This is a genomic window from Streptomyces sp. NPDC044003 (genome assembly GCF_056435185.1).
Genome location: NZ_JBWKFA010000003.1, coordinates 380,485 through 398,408 on the forward strand (window position 1 = coordinate 380,485; position 17,924 = coordinate 398,408).

Sequence of the window (17,924 nt, forward strand, 5' to 3'; positions counted from 1 at the left end):
GTCGCCTCACAGGCTTCCCTCCGCGTTCCGGAGCACACCTGCCGTGCCGCTGCCGGAGGTCACGCGCGGTGTGGGTCAGGCCGCCGTGCGGTCGGTGATCCAGCGGGCGGCGAGGAGGCCCGATGCGGCGGTGAGTGCGGCGGCGGCGATGACGGTGGCGTCGAGGCCGAAGGCGTCGGCGAGGAGACCGGCGACGAGGGCTCCGGCGGCGTAGCCGATGTCGCGCCAGAAGCGGTAGGTGCCCAGGGCGTTGGCACGCCAGGCGGGGTGGGCGTGGTCGGACACGGAGGCGATGAGGGCGGGGTAGACCATGGCGGTGCCGATGCCGAGGGCGACGGCGGAGAGGACGCCCGCGAGCAGCGGGGTGTCAAGGAGGGCGAGGGCGAGGACGAAGCCGGCGGCCTGGACGAGCATGCCGGTGACGATGAGGGGTTTGCGGCCGATGCGGTCCGCGAGGTGGCCGGTGGGTATCTGACCGATGCCCCACAGGATCGGGTAGAGGCCCTTGATCAGGCCGACGGCGGCGAGCCCCAGGCCGTGGTCGGTGAACAGGAGCGGGAAGACTCCCCAGGTCAGGCCGTCGTTGAGGTTGTTGACCAGGCCGGCCTGGCTGGCGCCGCGTAGCGAGCGGTCACGCCAGGAGGTGCGGGCGAACGTGGCGGCCAGACCTGTCTGCTCCCCGGCGGGCAGGGGCTTGGGGTGCTGGGCGAGTTCGAGGGCGACGTGGGCGGCGGTGTCACGGACGACGAGGGCCAGGGCGAGGCCCGCGACGACGAAGACGACGCCGATGAGTTCGGGTACGGGGCGCAGGCCGTAGGCGGTGGCGAGGTAGCCCGTGAGCAGGGCGGTGGCGCCGACGGCGGTGTAGCCGGCGGCCTCGTTCAGGCCGGTGGCCAGGCCCCTGCGGGCGGGCCCGACCAGGTCGATCTTCATGTTGACGGTCATCGACCACGTCAGGCCCTGGTTGGCACCCAGCAGGACGTTGGCGGCCACGATCCAGCCCCACGACGGCGCCCAGGCGAGAACGAAGGGGACGGGTATGCCGATCAGCCAGCCGGCGACGAGGAGTTGTCTGCGGCGGAAGCGCGCCGTGAGCGCGCCGGCGGCGAGGTTCGTCAGGGCCTTGGTGAGGCCGAAGGCGATGATGAAGGAGAAGACGGCGAGGTCGCTGGTCAGGCCGAAGGTCTCGGTGCCGATGAGCGGGACGGTGGTGCGTTCGAGCCCGACGAGGCCGCCGACGCACATGTTGACGATGACGAGGAGGGTGAACTGGAGCCGGTTCTCCCCCAGTCCGAGCCGGACGGGCCGCCCTGAGGCGTCGGTGGGTGTGGTCGTGGAGGTGGCGTTCACCGGCGCGTGTCCTCCGCGCCCTCGACGAGCCGCTGCCCCTGGGCGGCGGCGTACTGGGCGGGTCCGCCGTCGAGGACGGCGATGTCGGTGTGCCCGGCACGTTCCAGCAGGCTGGCGGCCGTGATGGCGCGCTGGCCGTGGGCGCAGGCCACGACCGCCCCGACGGGGGCGCCGGCGACCTGGGCGGTCAGGCTGCCGAGCTCGATGTGCGTGGCGCCCGGCACGTGGCCGGCGATGAACTCCCCTTCCTGTCGTACGTCGAGGTAGGGGCGGTCCGCGGCGCGATCGGCCGTGACGAACGGCGTGGCGGTCTGGGGGTTGCCGTCGGCCAGCCAGGCGGTCATGCCGCCGGCGAGGCGGCCCGCGAGCCGCTCGTAGCCGATCTTGTACGCCTGCCAGACGATCTCGTTCAGGTCCTGGTCCTTGCTGGTGACGAAGGCGATCGGGGCGGTGTCGGGCAGGAGCCAGCCCAGCCAGGTGGCGAACTGGCCGCGGAGCGGGATGGACACGGATCCGGGGATGTGGCCGCCGGCGTAGTCGGTCGCCGGGCGGACGTCGACGACGTAGCCGCCGTCGGCGAGCAGGGCGCCGACCTGCCCGGGGGTGAGGACGGGCAGCAGCGGGGTGCCGGTCAGGACCGCGGGACCGCGCCGGTTGGCCTCGGCCAGCCGGTCGAAGTAGGCGGGGTAGGTGCCCAGGCTGTCGGTCAGCCGCCGGACGAACGTTTCCTCGTCGGGTGCGGCGAGCAGCGGGTTCGCCTGCTTCTGCGCGCCGATGGTCGTGGTGCGCTCACTGCCGGTCGGGGCGGAGCAGAACGAGCCGGCGCCGTGGGTGGGCCACACGGCGGTCGCGTCCGGCAGCCGCGTCAGCCGCTTGAGGGAGCGGTACTGGGCGCGGGCCAGCTCCTCGGTGCGGTCGGCGCCGAGGAGGTCGGTGCGGGCGGCGGAGTTCACGATCAGCGAGCCGCCCGTGAAGACCCCGAGCTCCCGGTCGCCGTCGAGCAGGAGGAAGGAGAGGTGTTCGTCGGTGTGCCCGGGGGTGGCCAGCGCCCGCAGGGTCAGTCCGCCGAGGTCGACCTCGTCCTCGTCGGCCAGGCCCTGATGCGCGAAGGCGCGGCGGCCGGCGGCGGACGCCAGGACCGTGGCGCCGTGGTCGTGGCCGAGCTGCAGGGCTCCGGAGAGGAAGTCCGCGTGCAGGTGCGTGTCGGCCGCGTACGCGACGGTCAGGCCGCGCCGCTCGGCGGCGGCGTGCAGGGCCCGCAGGTCGCGGGCGGCGTCGACGGCCAGGGCGCGGCCGTCGCCCAGGTCGACGAGGTAGGCGCTGTTGCCCAGACCCTTGTCGACCAGCGGAATCAGGTGGTCGTCGGTGAAGCCCACGGTGGTTCTCCCAAGATCGACTGTGAGGCGAACGGGCGTGTGGTCACAGCGTCCCTCATCACTTACAATATTCCATGGATTTATGGAGGATGTCTTGGTGAAGACCACCACCGGCTCGAAGGCGGAGCTCTACGACGCGTTCGCGGCCAGCGGCAAGGCGTTGGCCAGCGGGAAACGTCTGGAGCTGCTCGATCTGCTCGCCCAGGGCGAGCGCACCGTCGACGCGCTGGCGAGGGCGGCCGGGCTGAACCTGACGACCGCCTCGGCGCACCTGCAGACGCTCAAGCAGGCCGGACTCGTCGCGACCCGCCGGGAAGGCGTACGTATCCATTACCGGCTCGCCGGCGAAGACGTCGCCCAGCTGTTCGCACTGCTGCGCAAGGTCGCCGAGAACCACCAGGCGGCCGTGCCCGCGGCCCGCGAGGCGTACCTCGGGGACGACGGTGCCGCGGAAGTCACCCGCGAGGAGCTGCGGGCCCGCGTCGCAGCCGGGAACGTGGTGGTGCTGGACGTGCGGCCGGTGGAGGAATACCTCGCCGGACACATCCCCGGCGCGCTCTCGATCCCGGTCGACGAACTCGCCGACCGCATCGGCGAACTGCCCGAGGGCACCGAGACCGTCGTCTACTGCCGTGGCGAATACTGCGTCCTCGCCTACGACGCCGTCCGGCTGCTGACCGCCCACGGGCGTCGCGCGATCCGCCTCGACGACGGCATGCTCGAATGGCGCCTGGCCGAGATGCCCGTCGACACCGGGGACCTCGGATGACCACGGGCTCCCTTGGTTCCCTGTCAATGCCTCCGACGCCGTCCGTCACCGCGACTGCCGCGGACCCCGGGGACCTCGGATGACCACGGGCTCCCTTGGCTCCCTGCCCGTGCCTCCGACGCGGTCCGTCACCGCGACCGCGACCGTCGCGGACCCCGGGAGCCCCACGCCGGACATCGCCGTCGACGGGACCGGCCTGCTCTGCGTCACCCTCCTGCTCCGCCTTCGCCAGCAGATCGACGGCGCCGGGCCGGGCACGGTCGTCCACGTCCTCGCCACCGATCCCGCGGCCCCGCTCGACCTGCCCGCCTGGTGCCACATGACCGGCCACCACTACCTCGGCCCCGTCGCCACCGGCGGGGACGGGCCGGTGTACGCTCTGCGGCTGTCCGCCGACGCCCACCCCACCAGGTCCGACGCGCCGTGGCACAGGAGCGAACCCTGACACTCGGTCACGCCGACGTCCGACCTGGCCGTCCCACCCGCCGCACCTCCTCGACACCGCCCCGCGCCCGTACCCGGGAGGCACCCGATGACCAGCCCGAACGAAGCAGCACGACACACCTCGCTGCCGGACATGACCGCTGCCGACGCCTCCGTCGCGCTGCTGGAGCGCCTGGCCGACAAGCTCGGCGCGAGGGCCTCGGTGAGGGCCGTCTTCGGTGAGCCCGTCACCAGCGGCGGCGTCACCGTCATCCCGGTCGCCGAGATCGTCTTCGGCTTCGGCGGTGGCGTCGGCCGCGAGGCCGGACCGGCCGAGAAGGGCGAAGGCGGAGGCGGGGGAGGCGGAGCCGTGGCCCGGCCCCGCGGCTTCGTCGTCATCAAGGACGGCGCCGCCACCTACCACCCCGTCCGCACCCGCTGGGCACGCGTCGCCGTGCCGCTTGCCGCCGCCCTGGCAGCCGTCGCCGCCCCGGGGCTCGCCCGGCGCCTCGCAGAGGCGCGCCTGCGCCGAACGAGCTGACCCCGGCTCTCCGTGCCGCGGGGAGGACGGCAGACCAGCCGCTGTCGTCATCCTGCGCCCGCAGTGGATCGGGGCCACCCGAGACGCGAGGCCCCGGTAGCGGCGGGTTGTCGACGGTCATGATCCGACGGCCTGTGCCGCCGCGCGGCCGGCCTGGCGGCCGGTGAGGAGGCAGCCGCCGAGGAAGGTGCCTTCGAGGGCGTTGTAGCCGTGGACGCCTCCGCCGCCGAAGCCCGCCGCCTCGCCGGCCGCGTAGAGGCCGGCGACCGGGGTGCCGTCGGCGGCGAGGGCGCGGGAGTCGAGATCCGTCTGGATGCCGCCGAGGGTCTTGCGGGTGAGGATGTGGAGCTTGACGCCGATGAGCGGGCCTGCGGCGGGGTCGAGGAGCCGGTGCGGGGCGGCGGCGCGGCCGAGGCGGTCGCCCCGGTAGCGGCGGGCGTTGTGGATGCCCTGGATCTGGGTGTCCTTGCTGAACGGGTTGGCGATCTGGAGGTCGCGGGCCTCGATCTGGCGGTGTATCAGGCCGGTGTCGAGCAGCGGACGTTCGGTCAGTGCGTTCATGCCGTCGACGAGCTCGGTGAGGGTGTCGGCGACGACGAAGTCGGCGCCGTGCCGCTTGAACGCCTCGACGGGGGCGGGGGCCGCGGATCCGCCGAGCAGCCTGGTGCGGAGGAAAGCGGTGAGGTCCTTGCCGGTGATGTCGGGGTTCTGTTCGGAGCCGGAGAGCGCGAACTCCTTCGCGATGATCTTCTGGGTGACGATGAACCAGGAGTGGTCGTACGCCGCGATGTCGGGGGTCGTCCGCAGATGGCACAGGGTGGCGAGCGTGTCGTAGCCCGGCAGGCACGGGTCGGGGAGCCGGCGCCCGAGGGCGTCCAGCCACAGGGGCGACGGCCCGGGCAGGATCCGGATGCCGTGGCCCGGCCAGACCGGGTCCCAGTTCCGCAGGCCCTCCGTGTAGTGCCACATCCGGTCGCGGTTGACGAGCCGGGCGCCGGCGCTGGCGCTGATGTCGAGCATCCGGCCGTCGACGTACGCGGGGACGCCGGTGACCATGTGCCGGGGAGGCGTGCCGAGGCGCTCGGGCCAGTGGCGGCGGACGCGTTCGTGGTCGGCGCCGATGCCTCCGGTGGCCACGACGACGGCCTGGGCGGTGAGTTCGAAGTCGCCCACCCGGTCCCGGTTGGTGGCCGTGCCGCGCGGCGCCGGGTCGTCGGCGAGGAGGGTGCCCCGTACACCGTGGACGACGCCGTCCGTCACGACGAGTTCGTCGACGCGGTGGCGGTGGTGGAAGCGCAGCAGCCCCGCGGCGGCGGCCTCGTGGGCGCTGCGGACGAACGGTGCGACGACGGCGGGCCCCGTGCCCCAGGTGACATGGAAGCGGGGGACGGAGTTGCCGTGGCCGTCGGCGCGCAACCCGCCGCGTTCGGCCCAGCCGACGGTGGGCAGGAAACGGACGCCGTGCCCGGCCAGCCAGGAGCGCTTCTCGCCGGCCGCGAAGTCGACGTACGCGCGTGCCCAGCGGACGCCCCAGGTGTCCTCGTCGCCGGGGTCGGCGAGGCGGTCGAAGCCCGCGCTGCCCTGCCAGTCGCTCCAGGCGAGCTCGAACGAGTCCTTCACCCCCATCCGCCGCTGCTCGGGCGAGTCGACGAGGAAGAGACCGCCGAAGGACCAGTGCGCCTGGCCGCCGAGGTCGGCCGGTCCCTCCTGATCGACGAGGGCGACCTTCCGGCCTCGGGAGGTCAACTCGTGGGCGGCCACGAGTCCGGCGAGTCCGGCTCCGACGACGATGACATCGGCTTGCACGAGCGGTCCTTCCAGGAGTGCGGTGGGGGAGGGAGGGGCCCCGGGCGCCGGCTGTCAGGTTCCGGCGCCCGGGGCGGTCTCAGGGCCGTCCGGGGACGGACAGCGGGGTGGTCATCGGGACGGACGGTGGGACGGACAGCGGGGTGGTCAGCCGTGTGGTCAGCACGGGGTCGGCCGCGCCGCGCGCCGCGTGCAGGAGGTACGGGCCGGGGGCGACGGCCCAGGCCCGGGCCTCCTCGTCCCAGACCTGGAAGGTCCGGTCCGCGAGCGCGATCTCGACGTCGACCGTCTCGCCGGGCTCCGCGGTGACGGTGGCGAGAGCGGCGAGCCGCCGGGCGGGGCGGTCCTCGGCGGGGGTGACGGGCTCGGCGTAGAGCTGGACGGTCTCCCGGCCCGGCCGGGCACCGGTGTTGCGGAGCCGGACCCGGGCGCGCCCCTCGGCGGCCTCCAGGGCCAGGTACTCCCAGGTGGTGTAGCCGAGACCGTGGCCGAAGGGGTACGCGGGGGCGGCGGCGTGCCGCTCCCAGGCCCGGTAGCCGACGAAGAGGCCCTCGTCGTACGGCAGGACGCCGTCCTCGGGGGTGACGCGGGTGACGGGGGCGTCCTCCAGCCGGGCGGGCCAGGTGGTGGGGAGCCGGCCGCCCGGTTCCGCCAGGCCGAGGAGGACGTCGGCGAGGGCGGCACCGCCCTCCTGGCCGGGGAACCAGGTGAGCAGGACGGCGGCGACCTCGTCCCGCCACGGCATCTCGACGGGGGAGCCGGAGTTGACCACGACAACGGTACGGGGGTTGACGGCGGCGACACGGGCGACGAGCTCGTCCTGACGGCCCGGCAGCCGCAGGCTCGCCCGGTCGAAGCCCTCGGACTCGACGAGCTCGGTCGTGGCGACCACGACGACCGCCGTGTCGGCGTCCCGGGCGGCGGCGACGGCCTCCTCGATCAGCCGGTCCCCGTCGCGTTCGGGGGCGCCGTGGGTGAGGCCGAAGGCGACGCCGCGGATCGGGCCGAAGGCGACCTTCGGCGCGCGGTGGAGCAGGCTGACCTCCACGGTCCGGCCGGCCTCCAGAGCGATGGTGCCCCGGGCGACGGGACGCCCGGTCAGCACCTCCATCGGGTCGGCGCCGTCCGGGTCGGCCCCGTCGTACACCACCGTCCCGTCGACCGTGAGCCGGAAGTCGCCGGTGCCGCCCGTGCCGAAGCGGTGGACGCCGCTGTCGAGCGGCGTGAAGGTACCGGTGAGCTCGACCGTCTCCAGCGCGTCGTAGTCGGCGTCCCCGGGCAGCACCGAGTCCATCCAGCGCACCCGGCCGAGGGTGAGCGGCTGCTCGGCGAGGACCGTGCCGGCGGCGTCGCGCAGGACGGCCCGCAGCCGGAACCCCTGGGCGGCGACGCCGAGTCCGTCGTCCGGGTCGGCCCCCATGGCGTACGTGAGGGCGACATCCTCCGGAAGCGCGTCGCGCAGGCCCTCCAGGGGCGCGACGACGTGCTCCGGGTACACGGTCGCGGAACCGCCGCCGCGGAAGCGGGCGTCGCGGGCCGCCCGGCCGATCAGGGCGACCCTGCGGACGGCGGCAAGGTCCAGCGGCAGGGCCTGCCCCTCGTTGCGGAGCAGCACGAAGGAGCGGGCGGCGATCTCCCGGGCCACGGCCCGCCCGTCGACGGGGGCCGGTCGGTCCCCCTCGGGGACCTCGGGCGCCGCACCCTTGAGCAGACCGAGGCGGGCCGCGAGCGTCAGGACGTGGCGTACGGCGGTGTCGACGGCCGACTCGGACACGCGGCCGTCCCGCACGGCGGCGGCCAGCGCCGCCCCGAACACGGTCAGCGGGCCGGGCATGGCCACGTCCAGCCCGCCCTCGATCGCCCGCACGGTGTCGCGGGCGGCGAGCCAGTCGGAGACGACGACCCCGTCGAAGCCCCACTCCTCGCGCAGGACGCCCACCTGGAGGTCCCGGTGCTCGGTCATGGTGGAGCCGTTCACGGAGTTGTACGCGGACATCAGCGCCCACGGGCGTGCGTCCCGGACGATCTCCTCGAACGGGGCCAGGTACAGCTCGCGCAGGGTCCGCTCGTCGACGTGGTTGTCGACGGTGAAGCGCTCGGTCTCGGCGTCGTTGGCGACGAAGTGCTTCACCGTCGCCCCGACACCGCTCTCCTGGAGGCCGGTCACGTACCCCGTACCGATCCGTGCGGTGAGGAACGGGTCCTCGGAGTACGACTCGAAGTGCCGCCCCGCGAGCGGGGAGCGGTGGAGGTTGACGGTGGGCGCGAGCAGCAGGTGGACGCCCTTGCGATGGGCCTCCTGCGCGAGGAGCCGCCCGGCCAGGCGCGCGAGCGCCGGGTCCCAGGTCGCGGCCAGCGCGGTGGGGCTCGGCAGCGCGAGCGAGGGGTCGTCGGCGCTCCAGGCCACGCCCCGTACGCCGATCGGGCCGTCCGACATGACGAGCGAGGCGAGGCCGATCTCGGGAAGGGCGGGCAGCGACCAGAGGTCCTGTCCGGCGAGGAGCCGAGTCTTGGCGTCGAGGTCGAGGCGCGCGAGCGCGGCGTCGACGACGGCGGCACGATTGTGGTGCTCCACGGTCTCTGCCTTCGCGAGGGTGGCGTCGTCTCGGTGTTCCACGGTCACTTCCTGCGCGACGGTGGTGTGGTCTCGGTGTTCCACGGTCACTTCCCTTGGGTCGTGGGTGCGGCGCCGGTCCGCAGGCGCCAGGTCCAGGTGTGGGTGCCGGCTCCCACGCGGAACCGGGGCGGGGTGTCGGGGCCGACGGACGCGGTGCCGAGGCCGCGATGGGCGAGGTCGGCGTGGACGACCGTCCCGGCTCGGGGCTTCAGCCGCCACGCGTGCGTGGCCTCGGCCAGCTCCTCCGTGGTCCACCGCGCCACGTTGATCTGCTGCGCCTGCTCGAACGTGAGGGTGGCGTCGGGGACTTCGGCACCGGTGAGGGTCAGCAGCCGGGTGGTGCCCCGGCCGCCGTTCTCCTGGGGCCGCAGGTACGGCACCGCCAGGTCGTCGATCGGCGCGGACCACCGGCCGAGGAGCGCGGAGGAGCGGCGGTCCGGGTAGTTCTCGTGGGGGCCGTCGCCGAGCCAGCCGGCGTGCTCGTACCCGTCGCGGAGTTCGAGGACGATGCCGAGCCGGGGGATGTCGGGGAGCGTCGCCGGCATGTCGACGCGCTCCTCGAAACGGAGAGCGCCGTCGTCCTCCCGGACCACGGTCTGCTCGTGCCGGACGGTGTGGCCGGTGGCGCTCGTGTACGCGGCGGTGATCCGGACGCGCGATCCGTCCGGGGCCCGCTCCACCCCCTCGACCGTGCGGGTGAGCGCGTGCAGGCCGGTGGCCTCCAGACGGCCCCGTACGAAGCGGGACTTGTCGTTGTCGGTGAGGGCCCGCCACAAGGCGAGGCGGGGCGGGGAGACGAGCAGGGGGTGACGGAGCAGTCCGTCCGCATCGACGTCCAGGGGGACCGGCCAGGCGTCACGGGGGAGGGCGAGCGCCTCGACGGCGGCAGTGCCCGGCTCTCGTACGACGTGCTGGAGGACGGCGAGTTCCGTGTCGGCGGGTGCCCACTCGGTCGTCGTGTCCGTGGAGACGACGACCCGGAGGGCGAGGGCGGCGGGGGAGTGCCGGAGTGAGTCGGCGAGCGCCTCGGGGAGGGGGATCCGCGCGCCGTGTCCGGGGAGGATCGGAGGCACGTCAAGCCGGTGGGCGGGGCCGTCGCCGTCCGTGGACGCGACGAGGGCGTGGAAGCGCAGGTCGGCCGTGGTCTCGAAGGCGCGTTCGTTGCGCACCCCGACCGTGCCCGCGGCGAGGTCGTAGCCGGTCGGTGTCACGGGGGAGAAGACATGGCGCAGCTCCTCCATCGCCGGATGCGGGGTGCCGTCGGGGAAGAGGAGGCCGTCGACGCAGAAGTTGCCGTCGTGGATCTCCTCGCCGAAGTCGCCGCCGTAGCGGTGGCGGCCGTCGCCGTCGGGGTCGAGGCCGTGGTCCCACAGCTCCCACACGAAGCCGCCCTGGAGGCCGGGCGTGGTGCGGATGGTGTGCCAGTAGGCGTCGAGGGAGCCGTTGGAGTTGCCCATGGCGTGCTGGTACTCGCTCATGATCAGCGGCCGGTCGGCGCGCGGGTCGAGTCCGTACGCCCGGATCGCGTCGACCGTCGGGTACATGGGGGCGACGATGTCCGTCTGCCGGTGACCGCCGTACCAGTCGGTGGTGATGGCGCCCTCGTAGTGGACCGGCCGGGTCGGGTCGTAGCCCCGGACCCAGGCGGCCGCCGCGTCGTGGTTGACGCCGCTGCCGCTCTCGTTGCCCAGGGACCAGGCGATGACGCTCGGGTGGTTCTTGTCGCGCAGCACCATCCGGGAGACGCGGTCGAGGAAGGCGCCGAGGTAGCGGGGGCTGTCACACAGCTCCGAGGCGAAGTCGTGGGCCTCGATGTCGGCCTCGTCGAAGACGTAGAAGCCGTAGGCGTCGGCGAGTTCGAGGAGGTCGGGGTGGTTGGGGTAGTGGGCGGTACGGATCGCGTTGACGTTGTACCGCTTCAGCAGGCGCAGCTCGGCGGCGATCTCGGCTCGGGTGAGCGTGCGGCCGGTGCGCGGGTGGAAGTCGTGCCGGTTGACGCCCTGGATCCAGACGCGCCGGCCGTTGACGAGGAGGTCCTTGCCGGAGATCTCGACCCGGCGGAAGCCGACGTCGAGGACGGTGGAGTCGATGATCTCCCCGTCCGCGTCGAGGAGTTCGACCGTCAGGGAGTGGAGAGCGGGCCGCTCCGCCGACCAGGGAGTGACGTCAGGGAGGGAGATCTCCATGTCGACCTTGCCCTCCGGCACCGGGAACATCGCGGAGAGCATCGTGCGGGCCAGCGGTTCCAGTACCTCGGGGAAGCCGTGACCGACGGCCCGCGCGCTGTACAGGCCGAACACGTCGGTCGCACCGGCCAGTTCAGGAGAGAGCGGGAGGGTGCCGGGCAGCACGCGGGAGCTGCGTACGGGCACGTCCGCCGTCCGCTCCGCGTCGGCGATCCGCGCGCGCAGCCGCAGCCCTTCGGCGAGCGGCCCGTCCCGGTCGACGACGTGGACGGTCAGGGAGAGCAGGCCCGTACCGGTGGCGGCGTCGAAGTCGGCCACGGCCCGGACGTCTGCCAGCCGGGTCATCGGCGTACGGAAGAGGTGGACGCCGCGCGTGATGCCGCCGTGCCACCACTGGTCCTGGTCCTCGATGTAGCCGGCGTCGGAGAACTTGACGACGGTCAGGACGAGTTCGTTCTCCTCCGCTCCGTGCCGCAGGACGTCGGTGACGTCGAACTCGGCCGCGAGGTGGCTGTCCTTGCTCATGCCGATCTCGTGGCCGTTGACGCGGACGAGCAGCACGCTCTCGGCGGCCCCGACGTGGAGCACCACACGATCGCCGTGCCAGTGCCCGGGGACGGTGAAGGTGCGCCGGTGGACGCCGGTCGGGTTGGCGGCCGGAGGGTACGGCGGCCGGCCCGCGAACGGCATGGCGACGTTGGTGTAGTGAGGTGCGTCGCCGACGTCCTGCATGGTCCAGGCGCCGGGCACCGTCAGCGGGCGCCACCGTCCGGCCGGCGTCGCGTCCGGCGCCGGAAGGAGCTCGAAGTCCCAGGTCCCGTCGAGGTCCACCCGGTCGTGGTGGATGAGGGCGTGCATCGGCTCACGGCCGATCGCGGTCACCTCGGGGGTGCTCCACAGGCTCGTGTGTGCTCGCTGGCGCATGGATGGTGCTTCCTTCGCGGGGATGTTCGCGGGGGTGCGGGGCGGGTGCGTCGGGTCGGTGGTCAGCGGACGGACTTGATGGGCAGGACGCACAGGGCGCCGAGCACCGCCAGGACGAAGGCGATGGCGAAGAGCGAGCGGTAGCCACCGGCGTGGAGGATGACGAAGCCGGAGACGACCGGGGCCACGATCTGGGGGAGGTGGGCGGCGATGTTGGCGATGCCCAGGTCCTTCGCCGCGTCCTGGGCGGACGGCAGCACCTCGGTGAACAGGGCGGTGTCGACGGCCTGGTAGCAGCCGTAGCCGAGGCCGGCGATCAGGGCGAAGGCGATCAGTCCGCCCAGAGTGGGGACGAAGAAGGGGACGAACATGCCGACTCCCATCAGCGCCGATGCGGCGAAGACGAAGGGCTTGCGCCGCCCGTAGCGGTCGGACAGACGCCCGGAGACGAAGATCGAGGTCACCATGCCCGCGAGGGCGCAGAGCGCGACGAGGGAGATGACGGACAGGGCGCCGTCGCGGCCGAGCCCCAGGTAGTCCTGGAGGATGTAGAAGAGATAGCCGCTGATCACGAAGTAGGCGAGCATCAGCAGCAGCCGCCCGAGGACCGCCCAGGCGAAGTCGGGGTGCCGGCGGGGGCTCACCCAGACGGTGCCGAGCAGCAGGCGCGGGGAGAACGGCGCGCGGGGTTCGGCGGCGCTGGGCCGGTCGGGCTGGAGGGCGACGAAGCCGACGGTCGTGACCACGAGAGCGGCCGCGAGAATCCCGTACGGGAGCAGATAGCTCTGCCCGCCGAGGGTGGAGGCCAGGACCTGGCCGCACATGTTGCCGGCCGTGCCGCCGAAGCCGAGCGCGGCGGCGGCCGTCGCCCGCCGGGCGACGGGCACACGGTCGGGCAGGACGGCGGAGAGGGTGCCCTGGACGCCGGTGGCGAGGGCCTGGACGAGGCACCACCACGTGGCCAGCGTGAGGACGGACTCGGAGAGGGCCATCCCGACGAGGGAGGCCGCGCCGAGGACGGCACAGCCGATCAGGTACGGGCTGCGCTTGCCGTACCGGCTGCGGGTGCGGTCGGAGAGCATGCCCCACACCGGCTGGGCCAGGGTCGCGACGGCGGCGCCGACGGCGATGACGATCCCGAGGTTCCGTTCCTTGGCGCCGGGATCCATGGCCTGCAACTGGAGGCCGAGCAGGACGCCGGGGACCGCTCCCCAGGTGAGGAAGACACCGAAGTTGCCCAGTCCCAGGAGGGCGGTGAGCCCTTGTCGGGCGGGGGTTTCCGGCGGCTTGCCGGGAGCGTCGATCGTCGACTGCTCGGTCATGGGTCCACTCCTTCGAGGAGGAGGAAGCCGCGGGCGGCTGCCTGACACCGCGATTTGTAGCATGGATTTGACCGGGTGGTAACAAGTGTTGACCAAGTGGTTACAAACAAGGTGCGCTGATAACCTCGGGCGTACGCGTCACACGGAGGAGTCGCCTGATGCCCCTGGCCGAGGACCGGTCGGACACCGACGGCACGGAGGTCCCCGTCCCTGCCCCCGCCTCCGGTTCCGCGCCCGCCGCCCGCCGTCCCTCCCGGCGGGGCAGCGCACGCCGCGAGCAGCTCCTGGACGCCGCCGGGGAGCTCTTCGGAACGGCCGGCTACACGGCCACCTCCCTGCGGTCCCTCGCCAAGCGGGCGGGCATCACCCACGCGGGACTGCTCCGCCACTACGCCTCGAAGGACGACCTCCTCACCGCTCTCCTCGCCCGCCAGGAGAACGGCCCCCACCCCGACCTCGCGCGGCTCGCACCCGACGCCGACCCGGGCCCCGCCCTCGTACGCCTCGCCGCCGAAGCCGCCGCAGCCCGTATTTGTACGGAACTGCTGATCACCCTCCTCGGCGAGGCCGCCGCCCCCGGCCACCCCGCTCGCTCGGCCGTGGAATCCCGCCTGGCGGAGGCGCGGCGACGCCTCACCCCGTCCTTCGGCCCGGAAGGTGCCCAGGACGTCCTCGCCGCCTGGGACGGCCTCCAGTTGCTCCACCTCTACCTGCCCGACCGGGTGTCACCGGCGGACGCACTGGCCGCCCGGCTCGCGCGCGGCGGGACGGACGCGGGCGAGCGGATCGAGCCCGCCGACATCCCGGCCGCCGCGCCTCCCGCGGCCGGGCAGACCGCTCCGGACCGGGAGGCCGAGATCATCGAGGCGGCCGCGCGGGAGTTCGCCCTCCACGGCTACCTCGGCACGAGCCTGCGCGCCATCGCCGCCCGCCTGGAGCTGAGCCACGGCGCACTGCTCTACTACTTCCCCACCAAGGAAGCCCTCCTGGAAGCCGTCATCGGCCGCCGCGACCGCGACGCCGACACCGCGTACATCACGCCGGTGACCGTCTACGACAAGGCGTACAACGTGCACCGCCGGGCCGTGCACAACGAGGGCCACCGCGAGCGGACCGCGCTCTACACGGCCTTGGTCTGCGAGGCCACCGCCCCCGACCACCCCGCCCACGCCCACTTCGCGGCCCGGTTCACCCGCGTCCTCGACACCTTCGCCGGCGAACTCCGCTCGCTCCGGGACCAGGAGCTGGTCCGGCCGGACGTCGACGTGGACCAGGAGGCCGCCTGGTTCATCGCCCTGTGGGACGGCCTCCAGATCCACCAACCCTACGACGCGACCGACAGTCGTATCCCCGAACGCCTGCTCCAGCACCTCGACGGCCTGCTGGCCGAGACCCTGACCGCCGACGCACGGACGCGCCTGCTCACCCGGCCTTCGTGACCCGCCGCACGAAGCCCGCGGCCAGCTCCATCGGCTCCTCGTGCCAACGCGGCTCGCCCGCACCGGGGTTGAAGAAACCATGCGGCGCGCCCTCGTACTCGACGAGCTCGCACGCGTTCCCCGCCGCCCTCATCGCGTCGCGGAAACGGCGGGCGTCGGCGACCGGCACCAGGGTGTCCGCCGTGCCGTGGAAGACGATCGCGGGCGGCGCCCCGGGACGTACCAGGCGCAGGGGTGAGACGGCCGCTGCCCGGTCGGCTTCCAGGCCGCTCACCTCCCGCAGCAGTTCGCCCGCGGGGCCGGGTGCGCAGAGGTCGACGGCGGGGTTGAACAGCAGGAGCCCGGCGAGCGGCCGATCGCTCTCCAGTGCGGCGGTCAGGGCGAGTTGACAGCCCGCCGAGCCGCCGCCCACGAACAGCGGAACGCCGGGGGCGAGGTGACGCACGTGGTCGACGGCGGCGCGGGCGTCGGCCAGGCAGTCCCCGAGGTCGTCGGAGTCGTGCCCGATCAGCCCGTACCCCGCGCTCACCGCGAGGACGCCGTCGGCGGCGAGGCGACGGCACTGGGGCGCGAACTGGTCGGGGGAGCCGGTGCGCCAGCCACCGCCGTGGAAGAGGACGACGGCGGCGGACGGCGGCCCGACGGGCCGGTACAGCAGCAGCGCCCGAGCCCCGCGAGCGGGGCTGTCGTACGTGGCGCGCTGCTCGGTCGGACGGCTCATGCGCGTTCCTCTCCGGCGGTACGGGTCTGTCCGGCGGCGCGGTCTTCGCCTGCGGCGCGGGTCTGTCCGGCGGTGCGGTCTTCGCCTTCGGTGCGGGTCTGTCCGGCGTGGCGGTTCTCTCCGGCGGTACGGGGCTCCGCGTCGCGGGCGCAGCGGAAGCCGGCGTGGCCGCTGGTGCTGTCGGGGGTGTTGGCGGTGCGGGCGGCGACGCGGTAGCGGTTGCAGTACGAGCGGTGGCACATGTGGGAGCCGCCGCGGATCACCTTGGCGGCGCCGGTGTCGGGCCCCCTCGGGTCGATGAGCCCGGCGCCCGTCGGGTGGGCGGTGGTCCACCAGTCGGCGCACCACTCCCACACGTTGCCGGAGGTGTTGTAGAGGCCGTACCCGTTGGGCTCGAAGGCGTCGACCGGCGCGGTGCCCCGGTGGCCGTCGGCGGCGGTGTTCCGCGACGGGAACGTGCCGCGCCAGATGTTGCAGCGGTACGCGCCCTCCGGGTCCAGCTCGTCCCCCCAGGGGTACCGCTTCCCCTCCAGGCCGCCGCGGGCCGCGTACTCCCACTCGGCCTCGGTCGGCAGCCGCTTGCCGGCCCAGGCCGCGTAGGCGGCGGCGTCGTTCCACGAGACGTGCACCACCGGGTGGTCGCCGCGGCCGTCGAGCGTGCTGCCGGGACCTTCCGGACGGTTCCAGGCGGCGCCGGGCACTCCGCACCACCACGGGGTGCGCTCCGGACGCCGGGCGCCCCGGCGCAGCGCTGCGGGCAGGAAACCGGCGAACACGTAGGACCAGCCGAACCGTTCGGCCTCGGTGACGTGGCCGGTGGCCTCGACGAACCGGGCGAAGGCGTCGTTGCTCACCGCGCACGCGTCGATCAGGAACGGCTTCAGCCGCACCGGCCGGACCGGTCCCTCGCCGTCGGCCGGAAAGCCCTCGGCGTCCTCCGTCCCCATCAGGAACTCCCCGCCGGGCAGGGCCACCATCCCCTCCGTGCCCCCGGTTCTCCGTCGCGGCGGCGAGGCCGGCGCGAGCAGGGGCGCTCCGGCGGCCCCCGCGCCGGGCGGCAGGCAGCACGGGGCCGGCGGGGCGGACGTCCGGGTCATCGGCTCAACTCCTCGCGCCGGGAATCCAGTTCCTGCTTCATGCGCTCCGCGTCCCGCCCGTAGGTGCGGTGCAGCAGGGTCAGGAGGACGCCGTTGGCCAGCGTCAGCCCCACCAGGACCACGAGGAAGACCGGGCGCAGCCCGATCGCGTCACCGGCGAAGCCCGCGCCGAGGCCGAACGCGGCCCAGGCGACCGACTCGAAGAAGGCCACGTAGATCGTGAAGGCGGCGGCCCGCAGCCCCGGCGGCACCACGGCCATGACCATCGGCCGGTTGAGGGACGGATTGACGCCCTGCGCGATGCCCATGAGCCCGAAGAGCAGGGCGTACATGCCGATCCCGTCGTAGTCGAACTGGGTGGCGAAGAAGGCGAGGGCCGCGAAGACGAACTGCGCGCCCTGGAGCAGCGCGGGCAGCCCGTGCGCCGGGCTGCGCCGGTTGGCACGGTCGCCGAGGATGCCGCCCAGGAGGTTTCCGGTGAAGAAGCCCATGCCGAGAGGCAGCAGCACCACTGAGGCGGTCTGCGTGGTGAAGCCGTAGACGTCCACCAGGTACACGACGCCGAAGGACAGCACCAGCAGGTGCCCCGAGAGGAGCCGGGAGAACAGCAGCACCCGCAGGCTCGGGATCCTCATCAGCGCCACGGCCTGCCGCCAGGTCACCCGGGACGCCGCCTCGCGCTCGGCCCGGTCGAGTCCGGCGAGCTCGGGCTCGGAGGCGCCGCGCCCCGGGTCGCGCAGCCACCGCCACAGGACGAGGCCGTACCCGACGCCGAGGACGCCCAGCACCCACAGGCCCCAGCGCCAGCCGTCCTCGACGCCCGCGAGCTGGCCCTTCAGCGCGGCGACCGCGGACGAGGCGAGCGCGATCAGACCGTAGAAGAGGCCGACCGCCCGCCCCCGGGCGCGGGTGTCGAAGAGGTCGCCGATGAGTTCGGTGACGATCGGCCCGGCACCGGCGTATCCGGCGGAGAGGATCGTCGAGAAGACGAGCAGCTGGGCGAAGTTCTGCGCGAGGCCCATGGCCACGCCCCAGACGCCCCACAGGCCCGCGCAGATCACCAGGACGCCCTTGCGGGACCAGCGGTGGGCCGCCCAGACCCACAGCGGCGTGGTGACCACGCCGATGAGCTTGCCCGCTGCCGTCAGGATGCCGAGGGCGCCGAGCGAGAGGTCGAGGGCCTGCCGGATGACGGGGAAGAGTCCGGCGATGATGCCCGACTCGGTGTTGTCGACGAGCTGGGAGCCGCCGAGGAGGGAGAGCTGCCGCCAGCGGCCCCGGACCGCCGGGGGATCCAGGGTGCTCGTGGTCGCGGAGCCGCCGATAAGCTCGGGCATCGCGCCGTCCTTTCGC

12 protein-coding genes and 1 pseudogene are annotated in these 17,924 nt (G+C 73.7%); 4 read left to right on the plus strand and 9 right to left on the minus strand.

What is annotated here, in order from left to right:
• Positions 1-75: 75 nt before the first annotated feature.
• Both AC07AW_RS13835 and AC07AW_RS13840 read right to left on the minus strand, forming a co-directional pair.
• Positions 76-1,350, minus strand: a complete 1,275-nt coding sequence (locus AC07AW_RS13835; RefSeq protein ID WP_478815650.1) for an MFS transporter — start codon at positions 1,348-1,350, stop codon at positions 76-78.
• Positions 1,347-2,726 (minus strand): MBL fold metallo-hydrolase, encoded by a 1,380-nt coding sequence (locus AC07AW_RS13840; protein WP_478815651.1) that lies wholly within the window; start codon positions 2,724-2,726, stop codon positions 1,347-1,349. Before AC07AW_RS13840 ends, AC07AW_RS13835 begins: the two co-directional genes overlap by 4 nt.
• A 97-nt stretch (positions 2,727-2,823) precedes the next feature.
• Here AC07AW_RS13840 and AC07AW_RS13845 point away from each other — a divergent pair, with 97 nt between their 5' ends.
• The 3 genes from AC07AW_RS13845 (at position 2,824) to AC07AW_RS13855 (ending at position 4,459) form a co-directional block, all read left to right on the plus strand.
• On the plus strand, positions 2,824-3,495 hold the full coding sequence (locus tag AC07AW_RS13845; RefSeq protein ID WP_478815652.1) for an ArsR/SmtB family transcription factor: 672 nt from the start codon (positions 2,824-2,826) through the stop codon (positions 3,493-3,495).
• Between the two features lie 109 nt (positions 3,496-3,604).
• The gene (locus AC07AW_RS13850) at positions 3,605-3,940 is read left to right on the plus strand and encodes a sulfurtransferase TusA family protein (protein ID WP_478815653.1); all 336 of its coding nucleotides are present in this window, start codon (positions 3,605-3,607) and stop codon (positions 3,938-3,940) included.
• 87 nt (positions 3,941-4,027) lie between these two features.
• The gene (locus AC07AW_RS13855; protein WP_478815654.1) at positions 4,028-4,459 is read left to right on the plus strand and encodes a spore germination protein GerW family protein; all 432 of its coding nucleotides are present in this window, start codon (positions 4,028-4,030) and stop codon (positions 4,457-4,459) included.
• Between the two features lie 117 nt (positions 4,460-4,576).
• Here the strand turns inward: AC07AW_RS13855 and AC07AW_RS13860 are convergent, their stop codons facing one another.
• The 4 genes from AC07AW_RS13860 to AC07AW_RS13875 form a co-directional block, all read right to left on the minus strand.
• Positions 4,577-6,265 carry an FAD-binding dehydrogenase gene (locus AC07AW_RS13860; protein ID WP_478815655.1) on the minus strand — a complete coding sequence of 563 codons (1,689 nt, stop codon included), beginning with the start codon at positions 6,263-6,265 and terminating at the stop codon, positions 4,577-4,579.
• 79 nt (positions 6,266-6,344) lie between these two features.
• Positions 6,345-8,882 (minus strand): glycoside hydrolase family 3 protein, encoded by a 2,538-nt coding sequence (locus AC07AW_RS13865; protein WP_478815656.1) that lies wholly within the window; start codon positions 8,880-8,882, stop codon positions 6,345-6,347.
• A gap of 44 nt (positions 8,883-8,926) precedes the next feature.
• Positions 8,927-11,992, minus strand: coding sequence for a glycoside hydrolase family 2 TIM barrel-domain containing protein (locus AC07AW_RS13870; RefSeq protein WP_478815657.1), 3,066 nt, complete (start codon positions 11,990-11,992; stop codon positions 8,927-8,929).
• 62 nt (positions 11,993-12,054) lie between these two features.
• Positions 12,055-13,314, minus strand: coding sequence for an MFS transporter (locus tag AC07AW_RS13875; protein WP_478815658.1), 1,260 nt, complete (start codon positions 13,312-13,314; stop codon positions 12,055-12,057).
• A gap of 158 nt (positions 13,315-13,472) precedes the next feature.
• On the opposite strand from AC07AW_RS13875, the gene AC07AW_RS13880 reads away from it, so the two are divergent.
• Positions 13,473-14,753, plus strand: a complete 1,281-nt coding sequence (locus AC07AW_RS13880) for a TetR/AcrR family transcriptional regulator (RefSeq protein ID WP_478815659.1) — start codon at positions 13,473-13,475, stop codon at positions 14,751-14,753.
• Here the strand turns inward: AC07AW_RS13880 and AC07AW_RS13885 are convergent.
• The 3 genes and pseudogenes from AC07AW_RS13885 to AC07AW_RS13895 all read right to left on the minus strand — a co-directional run bounded on the left by AC07AW_RS13885 (position 14,737) and on the right by AC07AW_RS13895 (position 17,908).
• Positions 14,737-15,474 carry an alpha/beta hydrolase gene (locus AC07AW_RS13885; RefSeq protein ID WP_478815660.1) on the minus strand — a complete coding sequence of 246 codons (738 nt, stop codon included), beginning with the start codon at positions 15,472-15,474 and terminating at the stop codon, positions 14,737-14,739. The two genes, AC07AW_RS13880 and AC07AW_RS13885, sit on opposite strands and share 17 nt — an antisense overlap.
• 137 nt (positions 15,475-15,611) lie before the next feature.
• Positions 15,612-16,571 (minus strand): annotated as a pseudogene (locus AC07AW_RS13890) (formylglycine-generating enzyme family protein); the annotation flags it as partial.
• On the minus strand, positions 16,568-17,908 hold the full coding sequence (locus AC07AW_RS13895) for an MFS transporter (protein WP_478815661.1): 1,341 nt from the start codon (positions 17,906-17,908) through the stop codon (positions 16,568-16,570). The gene AC07AW_RS13895 and the pseudogene AC07AW_RS13890, both read right to left, overlap by 4 nt.
• Positions 17,909-17,924: the final 16 nt, after the last annotated feature.